Origin of the sequence: Kineococcus esterisolvens, from assembly GCF_050871405.1 — a bacterium.
GTDB lineage: Bacteria > Actinomycetota > Actinomycetes > Actinomycetales > Kineococcaceae > Kineococcus.
Genome location: NZ_JBJLRI010000006.1, coordinates 17,364 through 34,447, shown reverse-complemented (window position 1 = coordinate 34,447; position 17,084 = coordinate 17,364). Strand labels below are relative to the sequence as shown.

General features: G+C 75.6%; 16 protein-coding genes. 4 read left to right on the top strand and 12 right to left on the bottom strand.

Translation table 11 applies throughout. The features are described 5' to 3' along the window. The first annotated feature begins 225 nt into the window (after window positions 1-225). Together ACRYR8_RS03865 and ACRYR8_RS03860 are read left to right on the top strand one after the other, a co-directional pair. Window positions 226-2,295, top strand: coding sequence for a M3 family metallopeptidase (locus tag ACRYR8_RS03865; RefSeq protein ID WP_432482758.1), 2,070 nt, complete (start codon window positions 226-228; stop codon window positions 2,293-2,295). Window positions 2,296-2,396: 101 nt separating this feature from the next. Continuing rightward, window positions 2,397-3,347 (top strand): glycerophosphodiester phosphodiesterase, encoded by a 951-nt coding sequence (locus tag ACRYR8_RS03860; protein WP_432482757.1) that lies wholly within the window; start codon window positions 2,397-2,399, stop codon window positions 3,345-3,347. Between the two features lie 57 nt (window positions 3,348-3,404). Here ACRYR8_RS03860 and ACRYR8_RS03855 read toward each other — a convergent pair whose 3' ends face one another. From ACRYR8_RS03855 to ACRYR8_RS03815, 9 genes are all read right to left on the bottom strand, one after another. Then, window positions 3,405-4,877, bottom strand: a complete 1,473-nt coding sequence (locus ACRYR8_RS03855) for an NADH-quinone oxidoreductase subunit N (protein WP_432482756.1) — start codon at window positions 4,875-4,877, stop codon at window positions 3,405-3,407. A 9-nt stretch (window positions 4,878-4,886) separates the two neighbouring features. Then, window positions 4,887-6,377, bottom strand: a complete 1,491-nt coding sequence (locus tag ACRYR8_RS03850) for a complex I subunit 4 family protein (RefSeq protein ID WP_432482755.1) — start codon at window positions 6,375-6,377, stop codon at window positions 4,887-4,889. A 2-nt stretch (window positions 6,378-6,379) separates the two neighbouring features. Beyond that, entirely contained in the window at window positions 6,380-8,236 is a 1,857-nt protein-coding gene (locus ACRYR8_RS03845; protein ID WP_432482754.1) for a proton-conducting transporter transmembrane domain-containing protein, read from the bottom strand. Continuing rightward, window positions 8,233-8,535 carry an NADH-quinone oxidoreductase subunit NuoK gene (gene nuoK / locus ACRYR8_RS03840; protein ID WP_432482753.1) on the bottom strand — a complete coding sequence of 101 codons (303 nt, stop codon included), beginning with the start codon at window positions 8,533-8,535 and terminating at the stop codon, window positions 8,233-8,235. The genes ACRYR8_RS03845 and nuoK overlap by 4 nt, the downstream gene beginning before the upstream one ends. Then, on the bottom strand, window positions 8,532-9,095 hold the full coding sequence (locus ACRYR8_RS03835; RefSeq protein ID WP_432482823.1) for an NADH-quinone oxidoreductase subunit J: 564 nt from the start codon (window positions 9,093-9,095) through the stop codon (window positions 8,532-8,534). Before ACRYR8_RS03835 ends, nuoK begins: the two co-directional genes overlap by 4 nt. A 14-nt stretch (window positions 9,096-9,109) precedes the next feature. Further along, window positions 9,110-10,042 (bottom strand): NADH-quinone oxidoreductase subunit H, encoded by a 933-nt coding sequence (locus ACRYR8_RS03830; RefSeq protein ID WP_432482752.1) that lies wholly within the window; start codon window positions 10,040-10,042, stop codon window positions 9,110-9,112. Then, a complete protein-coding gene (locus tag ACRYR8_RS03825; RefSeq protein ID WP_432482751.1) occupies window positions 10,035-11,171 on the bottom strand; it encodes a hypothetical protein in 1,137 nt (378 codons plus the stop codon). The genes ACRYR8_RS03830 and ACRYR8_RS03825 overlap by 8 nt, the downstream gene beginning before the upstream one ends. Further along, a complete protein-coding gene (locus ACRYR8_RS03820; RefSeq protein ID WP_432482750.1) occupies window positions 11,162-11,512 on the bottom strand; it encodes an NADH-quinone oxidoreductase subunit A in 351 nt (116 codons plus the stop codon). The genes ACRYR8_RS03825 and ACRYR8_RS03820 overlap by 10 nt, the downstream gene beginning before the upstream one ends. A gap of 79 nt (window positions 11,513-11,591) precedes the next feature. Beyond that, complete coding sequence (locus ACRYR8_RS03815) at window positions 11,592-11,999, bottom strand: four-helix bundle copper-binding protein (protein ID WP_432482749.1); 408 nt, start codon at window positions 11,997-11,999, stop codon at window positions 11,592-11,594. A 104-nt stretch (window positions 12,000-12,103) separates the two neighbouring features. On the opposite strand from ACRYR8_RS03815, the gene ACRYR8_RS03810 reads away from it, so the two are divergent. Continuing rightward, a complete protein-coding gene (locus ACRYR8_RS03810) occupies window positions 12,104-12,508 on the top strand; it encodes an ArsR/SmtB family transcription factor (RefSeq protein ID WP_432482748.1) in 405 nt (134 codons plus the stop codon). Here the strand turns inward: ACRYR8_RS03810 and ACRYR8_RS03805 are convergent. After that, complete coding sequence (locus tag ACRYR8_RS03805; RefSeq protein WP_432482747.1) at window positions 12,505-12,957, bottom strand: arsenate-mycothiol transferase ArsC; 453 nt, start codon at window positions 12,955-12,957, stop codon at window positions 12,505-12,507. The genes ACRYR8_RS03810 and ACRYR8_RS03805 overlap by 4 nt on opposite strands. 191 nt (window positions 12,958-13,148) lie before the next feature. On the opposite strand from ACRYR8_RS03805, the gene ACRYR8_RS03800 reads away from it, so the two are divergent. Continuing rightward, window positions 13,149-14,492: an FAD-dependent oxidoreductase gene (locus ACRYR8_RS03800; RefSeq protein ID WP_432482746.1), complete on the top strand. Its 1,344-nt coding sequence runs from the start codon at window positions 13,149-13,151 to the stop codon at window positions 14,490-14,492. 56 nt (window positions 14,493-14,548) lie between these two features. On the opposite strand, the gene ACRYR8_RS03795 is transcribed toward ACRYR8_RS03800, so the two are convergent. Further along, the gene (locus ACRYR8_RS03795; protein ID WP_432482745.1) at window positions 14,549-16,225 is read right to left on the bottom strand and encodes a DNA repair helicase XPB; all 1,677 of its coding nucleotides are present in this window, start codon (window positions 16,223-16,225) and stop codon (window positions 14,549-14,551) included. A 67-nt stretch (window positions 16,226-16,292) separates the two neighbouring features. Continuing rightward, complete coding sequence (locus tag ACRYR8_RS03790; RefSeq protein WP_432482744.1) at window positions 16,293-17,039, bottom strand: hypothetical protein; 747 nt, start codon at window positions 17,037-17,039, stop codon at window positions 16,293-16,295. Between the last annotated feature and the right edge of the window lie 45 nt (window positions 17,040-17,084).

The window sequence follows — 17,084 nt, the reverse complement described above, 5'->3', positions numbered from 1 at the left end:
CGTCCGTCGTCACGGGGGGATCTCCTCGGGCGGGGCGTCCAGCCGGGGCGGCACCCGGCCGTCGACCGCTCGGATGGCGGTCGTGCGCGGTGGACGCTAGGGATGCTGGACGGCGGAAGAGGTCACCGGGAGGTGGCGGCCGGGTGAACCGTCGATGACCACTCGCGAGCATGGTTTGCCTCACCTTCCTCGATGCGCTACGGGCGGTTGCGGCAGGATCACGCCATGGATCCACGCGCCGGCCTGCCCGCGGACAACCCCTTCGCCGCACCCAGCGACCTGCCGTTCGGGCTGCCGCCCTTCGACCGGGTGCGCACCGGGCACTTCGCGCCCGCCTTCGACGCGGGGATGGCCGCCCACCGCGCCGAGCTGGACGAGCTGCTGGCCGCCGAGCTGCCCGCCGCGGCGTTCCTGGACGCGCTGGAGTCCAGCGGGCGGCTCCTGGCGCGCGCCGAGGCCGTCTTCTGGAACCTCACCGGCACCGACGCCGACGACGCCCTGCGCGCGGTGCAGGAGGAGTACGCCCCGGAGCTGGCCGCCCACCACGACGCCGTGCGACTGGACCCGCGCGTGGTGGCGCGGGTGCGTGCGCTGCACGAGGACCCGCCCGCCGACCTCGACGCCGAGGCCCGGCGGCTGCTGGAGCGGCTGCACTCCGACGCCGCCCGCTCCGGCGCCCTGCTCGACGAGGCCGGTGCCCGGCGGCTGCGGGAGCTGAACGCCGAGCTGTCCGCGCTGACGACCCGCTTCGACGTGGAGCTGCTGGCCGACACCAACGACCTCGCCGTGCACTTCGAGCGCGCCGAGGAGCTCGAGGGGCTCGCGCCGGCCGACCTGGCCCGCGCCGCCGAGGCCGCCCGGGCCCGCGGCCGGGACGGGTACGTCATCGCCCTGGTGCTCCCCACCGGCCAGCCCGTCCTGGAGGCGCTGCGCCGCCGCACCTCCCGCGAGCGCGTGCACCGCGCCTCGATCGCGCGCGGCGGCCGCGGCGGGGAGCACGACACGCGCGCCCTGCTGCAGCGCATCGCCGCGCTGCGCGCCGAGCGGGCGCGGCTGCTCGGCTTCGCCGACCACGCCTCCTGGGTCGTGGCCGACGAGACCGCCGGCGACGTGGAGGCCGTGGTGGGGATGCTGCGCCGGCTGGCGCCGGCCGCCGTCGCCAACGCCCGCTCCGAGGAGGCGGAGCTGACCGAGCTGCTCGTGACCGACGGCGAGGCGCCGCCGCTGCGCGCGTGGGACTGGTCGTACTGCGCGGGCCGGCTGCTGCGCGAGCGGTTCGCGGTGGACACCGAGGCGCTGCGCCCCTGGTTCGAGCTGGAGCGGGTCCTGGTGGACGGGGTGTTCGCCACCGCGTCGGCGCTGTACGGGCTGAGCTTCACCGAGCGCGCCGACCTGCCGGTGTACGCCGACGGGGTCCGCGTGTTCGAGGTCGCCGGCCCCGGCGGCCCGTTCGGGCTGTACCTGTTCGACCCGTACGCCCGCGAGTCCAAGCGGGGCGGTGCGTGGATGAGCTCCTTCAGCGACCGGTCGGGCCTGCTGGGCACGGCACCGGTGGTCGTGAACTGCCTCAACGTCGCCCGGCCGGCCCCGGGCGAGGCGACGCTGCTGACCGTGGACGAGGTGGAGACCCTCTTCCACGAGTTCGGCCACACCCTGCACGGGCTGCTGTCCGACGTGCACTACCCGCGCTTCTCCGGCACGAACGTGCCGCGCGACTTCGTGGAGTTCCCCTCCCAGGTCAACGAGTTCTGGGGCTTCGAGCCCGAGGTCCTGCAGCGCTACGCCCGCCACCACGTCACCGGTGAGCCGCTGCCCGACGGCGCCGCGCAGGGCCTGCGCGCCGCCCGCGCGCACGGGCAGGGCTTCGCCACCCTGGAGTACCTGGCCGCCGCGCTGCTGGACCTGGCCTGGCACCGGCTGCCCGCCGGTGCGCTGGACGGCGCCCGGCCCGAGGACGTGGAGCGGTTCGAGGCCGAGGCGCTGGCGGAGGCGGGGGTGGCGCTGGAGGCGGTGCCCCCGCGCTACCGAAGCACCTACTTCCACCACGTGTTCGGCGGCGGGTACGCCGCGGCCTACTACTCCTACGTGTGGAGCGAGGTGCTGGACGCCGACGCCGTGGAGTGGTTCGCCGAGAACGGCGGGCTGCGCCGCGAGAACGGCGAGCACTTCCGCCGGACCCTCCTCTCGCGCGGCGGCAGCGTCGACCCGCTGCAGGCGTACCGCGACTTCCGCGGCCGGGACGCGGCGATCGAGCCGCTGCTGCGCCGGCGGGGGCTGCAGGGCGCCGGCGCCTGACCCGCGGCGCACACCCGGCTCCAGGGGACGGCGCGCCGTGCCGAAGAACCCTGCGGTACGCGCCGGCGGCACCCGCCGGCGCCCGGGGCGGGGGAGACGCGGTGGGCAACGGCAAGGGACTCGTCACGCACTCTCCGCCCGGCGGCCACCTGCCGGACGCGGTGGACCGGCAGGGTGGGGGCGTGGTCAGCGCCCACCCGCTCGCCCCGCCCCTCGTCATCGCGCACCGCGGCTACTCCGCGGTCGCGCCCGAGAACACCCTCGCCGCGTTCGAGGCCGCGCTGCGCTGCGGCGCGGACCTCGTGGAGACCGACGCCCACCCCGCCGCCGACGGCTCGGCCGTCCTCATCCACGACGCCGACGTCGACGCCACCACCGGCGGTCGCGGGCGCGTGGCGGACCTCGGTGCCGCCGACCTCGCGCGCCTGGACGCCGGTTCGTGGTTCTCCCCCGCCTACCGCGGGCAGCGGGTGCCGCTGCTGGCGGACCTGCTGGACCTGCTCACCGACCACCCCGGCGCCCAGCTGCTGCTGGAGCTGAAGGGGGAGTGGAGCACCGAGCACGTCACCTCCGCCCTCGCCGACGTCCGCGGCGCCGGTGCCGTCGACCAGGTCGTCGTGCAGAGCTTCGAGACGGGCACCCTGGCGCGGGTGCAGGAGGTCGCCCCCGAGGTGCGCCGCGCCGTGCTGGTGGAGGAGCCCGCCGCCGACGCCCTCGCCCAGGGCCGCGCCCTGCGCCGCGACCTCGGTGTCGTCGCCTGCAACCCCGGCGTCGCCTCCCTCGTCGCCCGGCCCGGCGCCGTCGCCGAGCTGCACGCCGCCGGCCTGGCCGTGTGGCCGTGGACGGTCGACGAGCCCGTCCTGTGGCGGGCCCTGACCGACGCCGGCGTCGACGGCGTCATCACCAACCGCCCCGACGGGCTGCGCGGCTGGCTGGAGGCGCGCGCCGACGTGCGCCCGGACCCGGCCGAGCTGCTGGTGGCCGCCCTGGGGCAGCGCGGGCGGGCCGTGCCGGCCACCGAGGCGCAGCTGAGCCGGCGCGTGGTCGGCTGAGGACCGTCGGGCGTCGTTCCCGGGGGCGCCGGACCGCCGTGGCGGCCGGCGCGCCCCTCACCGGGCCAGGACCCCGTCGAACCAGCCGCCGAGGGGGCCGGCGCCCAGACCCGCCAGCAGGACCAGGACCGCGGCGCCGACGGCCGCAAGCGTGGCGCGGGGGCGCCGCGCGGACGGGTCCCCCGCCTGCCGGCCGGTTCCGCGCCCCTCGCCGTCCCGGCCGCCGGAGGCGGGGTCCTCGCGGAAGACGGGCGCGAGCCAGCGGAGGTAGTAGAAGAGGCTGGCGACGGTGTTGAGCGCGGCCACGACGACCAGCCACGCCGCCCCGCCGTCCCAGGCGGCGGTGAAGGTGGTCAGCTTGCCGACGAAGACGGCCGTGGGCGGGGTGCCGACCAGGCTGAGCAGGCAGACGAGCAGGGCCGCCGCCAGCGCGGGGCGCTCGCGGGCCAGGCCGCGGTAGGAGGCCAGGGTGCGCCGCTGCGGCAGCGCAGCGACCACGGCGAAGGCGCCGAGGTTGGTGACGGCGTACCCGGCGAGGTAGAGCAGCAGCGACGGCAGGGCCAGGTCGCTGCGGCCGGCGACCGCCACGGGCAGCAGCAGGTAACCGACCTGGCTCACGGTGGAGAAGCCCAGCAGTCGCCGCGGGTCGTCCTGCCGGTAGGCGGCGAGGTTGCCCAGCGTCATGCTCAGCACCGCCAGGACCGCCACGAGCAGGGGCCAGTCCACACCGCCGGACCCGGCGCCGGGCAGCGCGTCGAGGAAGCGGTGGGCGGCCACGAGGGCGCCGACCTTCGGCACGGTGGTCGAGAACGCCGCCGCGGTGGCCGAGGAGCCCTGCGCGGCGTCGGGCACCCAGAAGTGGGCCGGGACCCCGCCGGCCTTGAACAGCAGTCCGGCCAGCACGCCCGTCACCCCCAGGGCGAGGACCGCCGTCGGCGCCCCGGCCAGGCGCGTGGCCAGCTCGGCGTACGTCGTGGCCGCGCTCACCGCGTGCAGCAGCGCCACCCCCACCAGCAGGAGGACGTTCGTCAGCGCACCGATCAGGTAGGCCTTCACCACCGCCTCGGCCGCTGCGCCGGTGCGTGCCAGGCCGATCAAGCCGTACAGGGGCACCGAGGCCAGCAGGAACGCCACGGCCAGCACGAGCAGGTCGCTGGCCCCGGCCACGACGACGGCACCGAGAGCCGACAGCAGCAGCAGGGCGTACGTCTCGCTCTCGCGCTGGTGGCCGGCGAGCTCGTCCACCCCCAGGCAGACGACCAGCAGGGTCGCCGCCACCACGATCAGCCGTGCGGCCCCGCCGGCGGTGTCCACCGCGTACGTGTGCGCGTAGACCGTGTGCGCGGGACCGGTCAGGGCGACGACGCTCGCCGCGGCGCTGCCCAGCAGTGCGGTCACGGCGACGAGGCGGGCGATCCACTGCCGCTGCCGCGGCAGGAACGAACCGGAGAGCAGGACGGCCAGGGCGCCGACGAGCAGGCAGATCTCCGGCAGCAGGGCGAGGGGCTCCTTGTCCAGCGCGGTTCCCACGACGCAGCGTCACCTCCCCACGAGGTCGACGAGTTCGGCGGCGGCCGGCTCGACGACCTCCAGCAGCGGCGCCGGGAACACCCCGATCAGCAGGGAGAGCACCAGCAGCGGCCCCACCGACCACACCTCGGCGGTGCGCACGTCCCGGAAACCCCTGGAGCTCTCGCCCGCCTCGCCGGTGAGCAGTCGCTGGATCGCCCGCAGGAACAGGGCGGCGGTGACGAGGATGCCGAGCAGGGCGATCGCCGCGACGGGAGCGGTGGCGATGCTGCCGGTGAACACCTGGAACTCGGCGATGAACCCGCTGAAACCGGGCAGGCCCAGGGAGGCGAACGCCGCGACGGCGAACAGGGCCGCGTACCGGGGTGCCGGGCGGGCCAGCCCGCCGAAGGAGCCCATGTCGTAGGTGCCGGCACGGTCGTGCAGCACCCCGGCGAGCAGGAACAGCGCGGCGGTGATCAGGCCGTGGCTGACCATCTGCGTCACCGCGCCGACGACCGCCACCTGCCGCGCCTGTTCGGTGGAGTCGGCGAGGATCCCGGCGGCGCCGACGGCGAGGACGACGTACCCCATGTGGTTGACGGAGGTGTACGCGACCATGCGCTTGAGGTCGGTCTGCGCCAGCGCGACGAGCGCGCCGTGCAGGACCGAGACGATGCCCACCGCGAGGACCACCCACGCCCAGGCGCGCCAGGCGTCCGGCAGGACCGGCATCGCGATGCGCACGAAACCGTACGTGCCCATCTTCAGCAGCACGCCCGCCAGGACCGCCGAGCCGACCGAGGGTGCGTCGGTGTGCGCCGGCGGGAGCCAGGTGTGGAAGGGGAACGTCGGCGTCTTCACCGCCAGGCCCAGCAGGATCGCACCCAGGACGAGGTTCCCCGCCCACCCCTGCCCCTGCAGGGGAGCGGCGCGGGTCAGTTCGACGATGTCGAAGGTGTGCGGCTCGGCGGCCAGGTACAGGCCGATGAAACCCACCAGAAGGGCCAGCGACCCCAGGAAGGTGTAGAGGAAGAACTTCAGCGCCGAGCGTGCCGCGTCCCCGTGACCCCAGCCGGCGATGACGAAGTACATGCCGACGATGGACAGGTCGAAGAAGACGAAGAACAGGATGAGGTCCTGCGCGGCGAACAGGCCCAGGCACGTGGTCTGCAGGAAGCAGAACAGCGCGGCCTGCTGGCGGGGACGGCGCTGCTCACCCAGGGAGTGCACGGAGCAGGCGGCGAAGACCACCACCGTCAGGGCCAGCAGCGGCCAGGACAACCCGTCCAGGCCCACGTGGTAGCTGCTGCCCACCGTCGGGAGCCAGCGGACGCGCTCCTCGAACTGCAACCCGCCGGCAGCGGGCTCGGGACCGCGCAGCCACATGGCGGCGACGAGGACGATCTCCACGACGCTGAGCGCCAGCCACGTCCAGCGGGCGACGGCGTCGGGCAGACCGCGCGCCAGGGCCAGCACCACGGCCACGACCAGCGGCAGGAAGACCACGAGACTGAGCACGATCACCTCACCAGCACGAGCAGGAGGACACCGGCGGCGAGGACCGCGACGGTCTGGACGTAGTAGTGGTGCACCTGGCCGGTGTGCGGGCGCCGCGCCAGGCCCCCCAGCCGGCGGGCACCGGTGGCGACCCCCTCGACGGCGGCGTCGACGCCGGCGCGGTCGAGGTGCGCGGCGGAGCGGGCCACGCGCGACGTCGCCGCCGCGGTCCCCTCCACGACGCGGTCCAGGACCGCGTCGTCGAAGCGCGCCAGCAGGTGCGCGAGGCGTTCGGTGGGCCGCACCACGCCCACCGACGCCAGCCGCGCCAACCCCAGCCAGTCCCTGGCCCACCGCGGTTCGGGAACCCCCCAGCGCCGCACGGCCAGCACGGTCAGCAGGGCCAGCACGGCGGAGACGACCGGTTCCACCGGCCCCGGCGCGGCAGGGCCCTGCTCCCCGAGCAGTCGCAGCAGGGCCGAGCGCACCGGCGGCAGGGCCACCACGCTCAGGGTGGCGGCGGGCACGGCCAGGACGAGCAGCGGGGTCACCTCCAGCCACCCGACGTGCCGGTCGCCGGCCTCCTCGGTGTCGAACCCGTCCTCCACCCCTCGCGCCGGGCGCCGCCGGATGAGCACCAGCACCTTGCCGGCGTAGGCGGCCGACAGCACGGCGGCGAGCAGCCCCGCGGCGTACAGCCACCCGGAGGTGCGCAGCGCGGCGGCGAGGACCTCGTCCTTGGTCGCCCACAGCGACAGCGGCGCGATCCCGGCCAGGGACAGCGCACCGACGGTGGCGGCCACGCCCACCGCGGGCCGGCGGCGGGCCACCCCGCGCAGGGCGTGCAGCTGCTTGGTCCCCAGGGCCGACAGCCACGCCCCGGCGGCCAGGAACAGCAGCGCCTTCGTCGCGGCGTGCGCCACGAGGTGGGCGCCACCTCCTGCGACGGAACCGACGCCCGCGGCCAGCACGACGAGACCGAGCTGGGCGGCGGTGGAGGCGGCCAGCAGCTGCTTCAGGTCGCGCTGCGCCACCGCCACCACCCCCAGCAGCACGGCGGTGCCCGCCCCGGTCCAGGCCGTGGCCGTCGCCGCCCAGCCGGTGGCCGTCAGCAGCGGTTCGACGCGCAGCAGCAGGTAGGCACCCATGGCGACCATCGCGGCGGAGTGCAGCAGGGCGCTGACCGGGCTGGGGCCCTCCATCGCGCGCGAGAGCCAGAACGAGAACGGCAGCTGCGCCGCCTTGCCGAGAGCCGCCACGAGGACGCCCGCGGCGACCGCGTCGCGCCAGCCCGGGCTCGCCGCCGGCAGGTCGGACAGCGCCAGGCCGCCCCCGCCGGCCAGGGCGGCGGCCACCGCCAGGTACAGGCCCAGGTCGGCCAGCCGCGTGGTCAGGAAGGCGGTGTCCCCGGCTGCCACCCGGTCCCGCTGCCACCAGGAGGACCCGATGAGGGCGTACGAGGTGGCGCCCATGACCTCCCACGCGAACAGCAGCGCCGGCAGCGTGGTCGCCGTGGCGGTGACCACGACCGCGGCGACGAACAGCAGCACGAGCCCGAAGAAGCGCCCCCGGGCGGTGTCCACGTCGCCGGCGGCGAAGACGAGCACGAGCAGGGCGACCGCGGCGACGGTGGGGACCACCAGGGCGGCCAGGCCGTCCACGCCCACGCCGAAGTCCGCGAACGGCAGGAACGACGCCGACACCACCGGCCGCTGCACCGCCACGAGCACCGCCAGGGCGCACTCCACGGCCAGCACCGCGATCGCGGTGACCGGCGCCCACCGCTGACGGCCGCCCGTCAGGACCCCGGCCGCGGTCAGCACGGCGCCGGCCACGGCGGGCAGCGCGACCAGGACCCACAACGCCCACCCGGCGCTCACCGGTTCAGGTCCGAGGCCGCGTCGGTCGTGTCGGAGCCGCGGGAGCGGTGCAGCAGCGTGGCGACGGCGAAACCCATCGCCATCTCCACGGTCATCGCCGCGATGACCACCAGCAGCAGCACGTGCCCGTCGGGGGAGGGCGCCAGGAACCACCACAGGCCCGCCGCAGCCAGGATCACCGCGTTGACCATCAGTTCCAGGCCCATCATCACCATGACGACGACCTGCTGGGAGATCGCCCCGTACAAACCCACCGCGAACAGGGCGGCGGCGACGACCAGGACCGCTTCGAGGTTCACCGCCCCACCCCTCCCGGCTGCGGGTCGTCGGCGGGCCCGCGGCGCAGGTCGTCGCCGAAGCGGTCGTAGCGGCTGCGCGGGTGGGCCAGCACCAGCGCGGAGACGATGGTGGCGAACAGCACCGGGCTGACGACCAGCATCACCAGCATCTTCGAGCCCATGGTCGCCTCGCCCAGGGATGCGACCAGGTCCGCGGCGGGTGCGCCGCGACGTTCCGGCCACGGCACCAGCAGCGCGCCACCGGCCAGGACGACGAAGGTCCCGACCGCCACGCCGATCGAGGTCCTGTGCGAGTGCACCATGCTCATCGGCATCAGCGCCGGGTTCATGCCCATGAACATGACCATGTAGACGCCCATCACGGCCATCTCCATGACCATCATCAGGACGGTCACCACGCCGACGTAGTCCAGGTGCAGCAGGAGGACCTGCGCGCCGACGGCGACGAACGAGACCGCCAGGGCGTACGTGGCCCGCGCCATGGAGCCGGTGCGGAACACCGCGATGCCGGCGGCCACGGCCACCGCTGCCAGGACCCAGAACAGGACGGCCTCGAACACGGTTCCCACTTCGATCACCTCACGACCACGACGACGGAGACCACGAGCAGCTGCAGCAGGGTCAGCGGCAGCAGGACGACCCAGCCCAGTTCCACCAGCCGGTCCGGGCGCAGCACCGGCAGCCGGCCGCGCACGGCGACCAGGACCGAGAGCAGCAGCAGGGTCTTCAGCGGCATCCAGAACCACTCCGGCAGCCAGGGCCCCGCACCGCCACCCAGGAACGCCGCCACGGCGAACGCCGAACCCGCCACCAGCAGCGCGTACCGCCCGGCCAGCAGCAGCAGGCGGTCCACCCCGGAGACCTCCGCGAGCACCCCGCCGGCGATGTCGCCACCGGCCGCGGCGGACAGCGGTCCCCACGCGGAGAACGCCACCACGCCGGCGCAGAAGACGACGAACGCCACCGGCATCCACACCGCGAACCACAGGTCCTGCTGCGCGGTGACGAGGTCTCCGACGCGCAGGCTGCCGGCGGCCACTGCGGGCGCGGTCAGCGCGAACATCAGCGGGAGCTCGTACGCCAGCGCCTGGGCGAGGAACCGGTACCCGCCCACCAGGGCGTGCGCGCTGTTCGGTCCCCACCCGGCCATCCACACCAGCGCCCACACCAGCACGTCCATCGCGTTGAACCACACGACGCCCACGCTCAGGTCCGCCAGTGTCCAGCGGCCCAGCGGCACGACCGCGACCATCAGGAGCGCCGCCACCAGCAGCCCGCCACCGCCCAGGCGCCACAGCAGCCGATCCGCCGCCACCAGGGTCCGGCGCCGTTGACGCAGCAGCCGCGCCACCTCGGCCACGGGGGCGGACCAGCCCCGAGCGGCAGCGCTGCCCGCCGACCGGGCTCGGAGCGCACCCTCCAGGCACCCCGCCCACAGCGCGGCCAGGACCACCAGCAGCGCGGCCACGGGCGCCCAGCCGGCGGAGACCTCCACCACCTCAAGCACCGGCCACCTCCGGGGCGCGAACCACGGCCACGTCCGCGCCGGCCACCACCAGGCGCACCGCCGCCAGGTCCAGCCCGGTCACCAGGTCCGGCAGCGCCTCGGGCGGGACCGGGCCGGCGTCCCGCCCGGTGCCCGTGCCCGCGTCCTCCGGTGCCCGGCCGGCGGCGCGGGCCTGCTCCAGCCAGCCGCGCAGCCGGTCCAGCAGCTCGACGCCCTCGTGGTCGTCCGGGCCCGTCGCGGTGCGCGAGCCCCGCAACGACCAGCGCAGGGAACGGGAGCGCGCGACCCGGCGCGCCAGGTGTTCCAGCGGTGCAGCGCACTCCGCCAGGGGCGCGCCGTCCAGGCAGCGGTCGCGCACGCGCCTGGCCTCGCCTGCGGCGGAGTCCCACCCCGCGACCGCCAGCAGGCGGGCCGCCGAGTCGCACCGGCTCACCAGGACGTCGCGGCGCGGGTCGCCGGTGCCCGGCCCGCCGGGGTCCTCGGCGGGGTCGAGCACCTCGGCGGTCGCCTCCACGACGACGTCGCCCTGCAGGGTGCAGGTCAGCACCAGGCCCGCCGGCCAGTGCGGCAGGACCGGCCCCAGCGGCACGTGCAGGACGTCCATCTCCAGCCCGTCCCGGTCCTCCCGGCCGCTCGCGGTGCCGATGCCCCCCGGCATCGGCATGTCCGTGTCGCCGTGGTCCGTGTCGCCGTGGTCCGTGTCGCCGTGGTCCGTGTCGCCGTGGTCCATGTCGCCGTGGTCCATGTCGCCGTGGTCCGTGTCGCCGTGGTCCTGGACGCCGGCGTCGGTGCGGGAGCGGGCGTCCTCGCGGTGGGGCGCGTCCTCCAGCAGGGCGGTGGCCGCGGCGTCCAGGGCGGCTTCCGCCCCTTCGGGCACCACCACGTCGACACGGGTGCGCGGCCCGGGCAGGTGGTCCCACAGCCGGGCGACGACCTCCTGCATCCCCGGGCCGGGACGGCCGCACACCGTCAGGACGTCGGCCTCGGCGGGGGACTGCGCCAGGACCCAGGAGCGCGCCGCCACCGCCCGCTCCACGGCGATCCGCTGGCCGGTGGCGCCGGGCACCTCGACCACCAGGACGTGGCAGCGCCGGACGGCCCACCGCGCGAGCGCCCGGCTCAGACCCACCGCAGGGCTCCTTCCCGCCAGGCCCAGGCGACACCGGCGAGCAGGACGCCGAGGAAGACGAACATCTCGACGACCGCACCGGCGCCCGACTGCGCGACCACGACGGCCCACGGGTACATGAAGAGCATCTCCACGTCGAAGGCCAGGAAGATCAGCGTCACCGGGTACCAGCGCACGTGGAAGCGCGACAGGGCGTGCTCGGTCGGGTCGTGCCCGGACAGGAACGGCAGGCTCTGCACGGGGTCGGGCGCCACCGCGGTCAGGCGGGCCAGCAGGTGCAGCGCGCCGATGCCCAGCAGCGCGGATCCCAGCACCGACAGCGCTCCGAGGTAGGACGACACGCTGCTCCCTCCTCCTGCTCCCGACGTCGTGGTGGTGGCGCCCGACCCCGGGCCCCGACTCCGCTCAGGCGGTGCCGGCTCAGCCCAGGGTGGCGAGAAGCTCCTCGCAGGCGCTTTCGCAGGCCCGGCACGCCTCGGCGCACACCCGGCAGTGCTCGTGCATGTCCGCGTGCTGCCCGCACTCGTCGCCGCAGGCCTTGCACGCGGCGGCGCAGGCCTGCAGCACCGCACGGGTGACGTTGGCGTCGTAGCCGGTGTGGCGCGAGAGCACCCGGCCGGTGGTGTCGCAGACGTCCGCGCAGTCGGCGTTGGTGCGGATGCACTTGGTGAGCTCGGCGACCGAGTCCTCGCTCAGGCAGGCGTCCGCGCACGCGGTGCACGCCTGCGCGCAGCGGAAGCACGCCTCGATGCAGGCGATGAGCTTGTCGCGGTCCACGCCGCCGAGGTCCTTCGGGTAGGTGCTGACCATGTCGCTGACGGTGCTCATGCGTACTCCTTCCCCGTCCCGGCGCGGGCCGGCCTCTCGCCGGCCGCGGCAACACCGGGGCACAGGAGCGCATACCCAGACGTCCGTACGGGTAACGCGACGACGTGGACGGGTTCACGGACCGAGCGGGGGCGGAGCAGGCGCACGAGCACCCGGTCGACCCCGGGCGGGTGGCCCGGGCGCGCTCCCGGTTGCCGTCGGCGGAGGCCACCGCCCAGCTGACCGCCGCGCTCAGCCTCATCGCCGACCCCACCCGCGCCCGGGTGCTGTACGCGCTGGACCTGGTGGAGGAGCTGTGCGTGGGGGACACGGCCCTGGCCCTGGGGGTCAGCGAGGACGTCGCCGGGTACGCGCTGCGGGTGCTGCGCACCGCCGGGATGGTCACCCGTCGCAAGGAGGGCCGCATCGCCTACTACCGGCTGGCCGACGGCTTCCCCGAGCCGCTGCTGGAGCACTGCCTGCGGCAGCTGGTCTCCCTCGGCGCCGCGCCCGGCGCGGAGCCCGGCTAGCCGGCGGACGCGGCGTCCCGGGGGCCGGGTGCTCCTTGGCCGGTGGCGCCCAGTCGCCGTGCGAGCTGCTCGACGCGGGCGGCGATGTCGTCGCGCACCAGGCGCATCCGCTCGGCGCCCTCGATGCCGCGCGTGGACGGCTCGTCGGTCTCCCACACCTCCACCGGCGTGTCGCCGACCGGCTCGACGTGCGCCTCGGAACCCAGGACGACCACGAGGTCGGCCTCGCGGACCGCCTCGTCGGTCAGCTGCCGGGGCTGCGCCCCGGAGATGTCGACGCCGACCTCGCGCAGGCTCTCGACCGACCGGGCGTTCAGGGCGCTGCCGGCGCGGGTGCCGGCGGAGTCGACCTGGACGGCGGCGCCCGCGGCCCGGCGCATCAGGCCTGCCGCCATCTGCGACTTGCCGCCGTTCTTGACGCAGACGAACAGCACGCGGGGGGTGGTCATGCGGGGGGCTCCTCGGGCGTGCGGGGGTGGCCGGGGGTGGTGGCCGCGTCGCCAGTGTGGCACCAGGCATTCACCGCTGTCGATATTGACAGTCGTGGATCCCGAGTGCAAGGGTCGGCGCCGAAGGACATCGACGGATGTCGATGGACGGGCCGGCGTCACCGTGCCCACCCGCTGAGGAGGAACCCGTCGTGACCACCCCCACCGACCGCCTGCCCGTCGCCGTCGTCGGCGCCGGGCCGATCGGCCTGGCCGCCGCCGCCCACCTGCTCGAGCGCGGTCTGGAACCCCTCGTGCTCGAAGCCGGCGACGAGGTCGGCGCCGCCGTCCGCGCCTGGCGGCACGTCCGGCTGTTCTCGCCCTGGCGCCACGACGTCGACGCCGCCGCCGCCCGCCTGCTGGCGCGCACCGGGTGGCGGCACCCGGAGCCCACCGGGCTGCCCACCGGCGACGACCTCGTCGAGCAGTACCTGGCGCCGCTGGCCGCCACCGAGCAGCTCGCGCCGAGGATCCGCACCGGTGCCCGCGTCGTCGCCGTCAGCCGGGTCGGCCTGGACAAGACCCGCAGCCCCCGCCGTGACGAGCAGCCCTTCCTGGTGCGCGTGCGGACCACGGACGAGCACGGCCGCCACGTCGTCGCCGACCACCACGCCCGCGCCGTGATCGACGCCTCCGGCACCTGGGAGCACCGCAACCCCCTCGGCGCCTCCGGCCTGCCGGCCCCGGGCGAGGCCGAGGCCGCCGCCTTCCTGGCCGGCCCCCTGCCCGACGTCCTGGGCGCGGAGCGCGAGCGCTTCGCCGGCCGCCGCGTCCTCGTCGTCGGCGCCGGGCACTCCGCGGCCAACACGCTGCTGCACCTGGTGGCCCTGGCCGAGGAGGACCCCGCCGACGGCCCCGCCACCCGCATCGTCTGGGCGGTGCGCGGCGCCTCGGTGCGGCGCGTCCTCGGCGGCGGCGACCTGGACGGCCTGCCGGCCCGCGGTGCCCTAGGCGCACGGCTGCGCCGAGCGGTGGAGTCCGGGCACGTCGAGCTGCACACCGAGGTCACCACCAGCGCCCTCGAGCCCTCCGCCGACGGCACGGAGGTCGTCGTGGTGGCCGAGACCCCGGCCGGGCAGCGGCGCCTGGCGGTGGACGTCATCGTCGCCGCGACCGGTTTCCGGCCCGACCTGGGGGTGCTGCGCGAGCTGCGCCTGGACCTGGACCCCGCCGTCGAGGCGCCCCGCCGGCTCGCTCCGATGATCGACCCGGAGCTCCACTCCTGCGGCACCGTGCCCCCGCACGGCGCCGACGTCCTCGCACACCCCGAGGCCGGTTTCTTCACCGCTGGGGCGAAGAGCTACGGCCGCGCCCCGACGTTCCTGCTGGCCACCGGCTACGAGCAGGTGCGCTCCATCGCCGCCCACCTGGCCGGTGACGACGGGGCCGCGGCCGACGTGCGGCTGACCCTTCCCGGGACGGGCGTGTGCTCGTCCTCCCCGCCCGCCGCGACCACCGGCGGCACGGACCCCGTGCAGCCCTCGGGCGGGTGCTGAGGCGCGGCCGGTCGTCGCCGACGGCGGCCGGCGCGTCCCCACGGCCCGGACCGGGCTCAGGTGCCCGGCAGCACCCCGTCGGCGTCCGGGACCCCGCCGTCGATGTCGTCGGCGTCCACGATCCGGTACGCGTACCCCTGCTCGGCGAGGAACCGCTGCCGGTGCGCGGCGAAGTCCTGGTCCTTGGTGTCGCGGGAGACCACCGTGTAGAAGCGGGCCGTGCCGTGGTCGCCCTTGGGGCGCAGCACCCGCCCCAGCCGCTGCGCCTCCTCCTGGCGGGAGCCGAACGACCCGGACACCTGGATGGCGACCTTCGCCTCCGGCAGGTCGATGGAGAAGTTCGCCACCTTGGACACCACCAGCGTGGTGACCTCGCCGTGGCGGAACGCCTCGAACAACCGCTGGCGCTCCTTCACGGACGTGTCGCCCTTGATGACGGGGGCGTCCAGGCGGGCGGCGAGGTCGTCGAGCTGGTCGATGTACTGGCCGATGACGAGCGTGGGCTCCCCGGCGTGCTGGGCCACCAGCTTCTCCACCACCCGCGACTTCGCCGGCGACGTCGAGCACAGCCGGTACCGCTCCTCGTCCTCGGCCGTCGCGTACGCCAGGCGCTCGCTCTCGGGCAGCGTGACGCGGACCTCCACGCAGTCGGCCGGGGCGATGTAGCCCTGCGCCTCGATGTCCTTCCACGGCGCGTCGTAGCGCTTGGGGCCGATGAGGGAGAACACGTCGCCCTCGCGGCCGTCCTCGCGCACCAGCGTCGCCGTCAGGCCGATGCGCCGGCGCGCCTGCAGGTCCGCGGTCATCCGGAAGATCGGCGCGGGCAGCAGGTGCACCTCGTCGTAGACGATCAGGCCCCAGTCGCGCGCGTCGAACAGCTCCAGGTGCGGGTAGACGCCCTTCCGCTTCGTCGTCACCACCTGGTAGGTGGCGATCGTCACCGGGCGGATCTCCTTGCGCGCGCCGGAGTACTCGCCGATCTCGTCCTCGGTGAGGGTGGTGCGCTTGAGCAGCTCGTCGCGCCACTGCCGCGCCGAGACGGTGTTCGTCACCAGGATCAGCGTGGTGGCCTTCGCCCGCGCCATCGCGCCGGCGCCCACCATCGTCTTGCCCGCCCCGCACGGCAGCACCACGACACCCGAACCGCCGTGCCAGAAGCCCTCCACGGCCTCGGACTGGTACGGCCGCAGCGACCAGCCGTCCTCGGTGAGGGCGATGGGGTGCGCCTCGCCGTCGACGTAGCCGGCGAGGTCCTCCGCCGGCCAGCCCAGCTTCAGCAGCACCTGCTTGAGGTTGCCCCGCTCGCTGGGGTGCACCACCACCGTGTCCGGTGCCAGGCGCTCGCCGAACAGGGGAGCGGCCTTCTTGGAGCGCAGCACCTCCTCCAGCACCGCCGCGTCCAGGGCGCGCAGCACCAGCCCGTGCGCGGGGTCGTTGACCAGCTGCAGCCGCCCGTACCGGGACATCGTCTCCGCGACGTCCACCAGCAGCGCGTGCGGGACGGGGTAGCGGGAGAACTCCAGCAGGGTGTCGACGACCTGCTCGGCGTCGTGCCCGGCAGCTCGGGCGTTCCACAGCCCGAGCGGGGTCAGGCGGTAGGTGTGCACGTGCTCGGGGGCGCGCTCGAGCTCCGCGAACGGGGCGATCGCCGCGCGGGCGGCACCCGAGCGCGGGTGGTCGACCTCCAGGAGCAGCGTCTTGTCGCTCTGGACGATGAGGGGGCCGTCGGTCACAGCGGGTCCAACCCCGGCGCGCGCCGCGTGCTTCCGCGACGCGCCGCGGAGGCGCCGGTGAACGGGCTCACAGCCGCACGGGCGTGCTGATGGAGTCGGTGTAGTCGTAGCCGTCGTAGTAGGCGGGACCCTGGCCGTTCAGCCAGGCGATGAACGCCACGAGACCGACGACGAACAGCAGCGACAGGGCGAGGGTCACCCAGGCGACGATCTTCCCGGCGAGCACGTGCCCCAGGCCGCGCCTGGCGCCCTGCGAGGCCAGGACGTCCCGCCGGGCCCCGGGTGCCAGCGCCAGCGCGACGATCGCCGCGATCCAGCCCAGTCCGCTGAACAGCAGCACCGCGCCGCCCACGGCCGTCCACAGGACGGCGTGCGCCGACCCCGCCACCGGCGGCTGGCCGTGGGGGTCCGCGGGCTGGCCGTGGACCTGGTTGTAGGGCTGCCCGTAGCTCTGCGCGTACGGCTGGCCGTAGCCCTGCGCGTGCGGCTGCTCCTGCGGCCGGCCGTCCACCGGGGGCTGCTGCCCGCCCGGGGTCGCCAGCGGCGGGTAGTCCGGCCAGGAGCCCGGCGCCGACCACGGCGACCCCGCGGTCGCGTCCCCCGCCGCGCCGGGACCGGCGTGCGGAACCGCGCGCGTGGCGTCCTGGTCGTGCCCGCGGTAGGGGGTGCCCCCGCGGTGCGGGTCGTCCCCGTGCCGCTGGTCCTGCGCGCGGTAGGGGTCGTGGGCGTCCGGCGCCGCCGCGTGCGAGCCGGGCCGGTCCGGACCCCCCTCCCACCAGGAGCGCCGCTCCTCGCCCCGCTCCGGCTCGCCCATCGCCCGTGCTCCCCTCGACCTCGTCCAGCCGCGCCACCCCGGCCG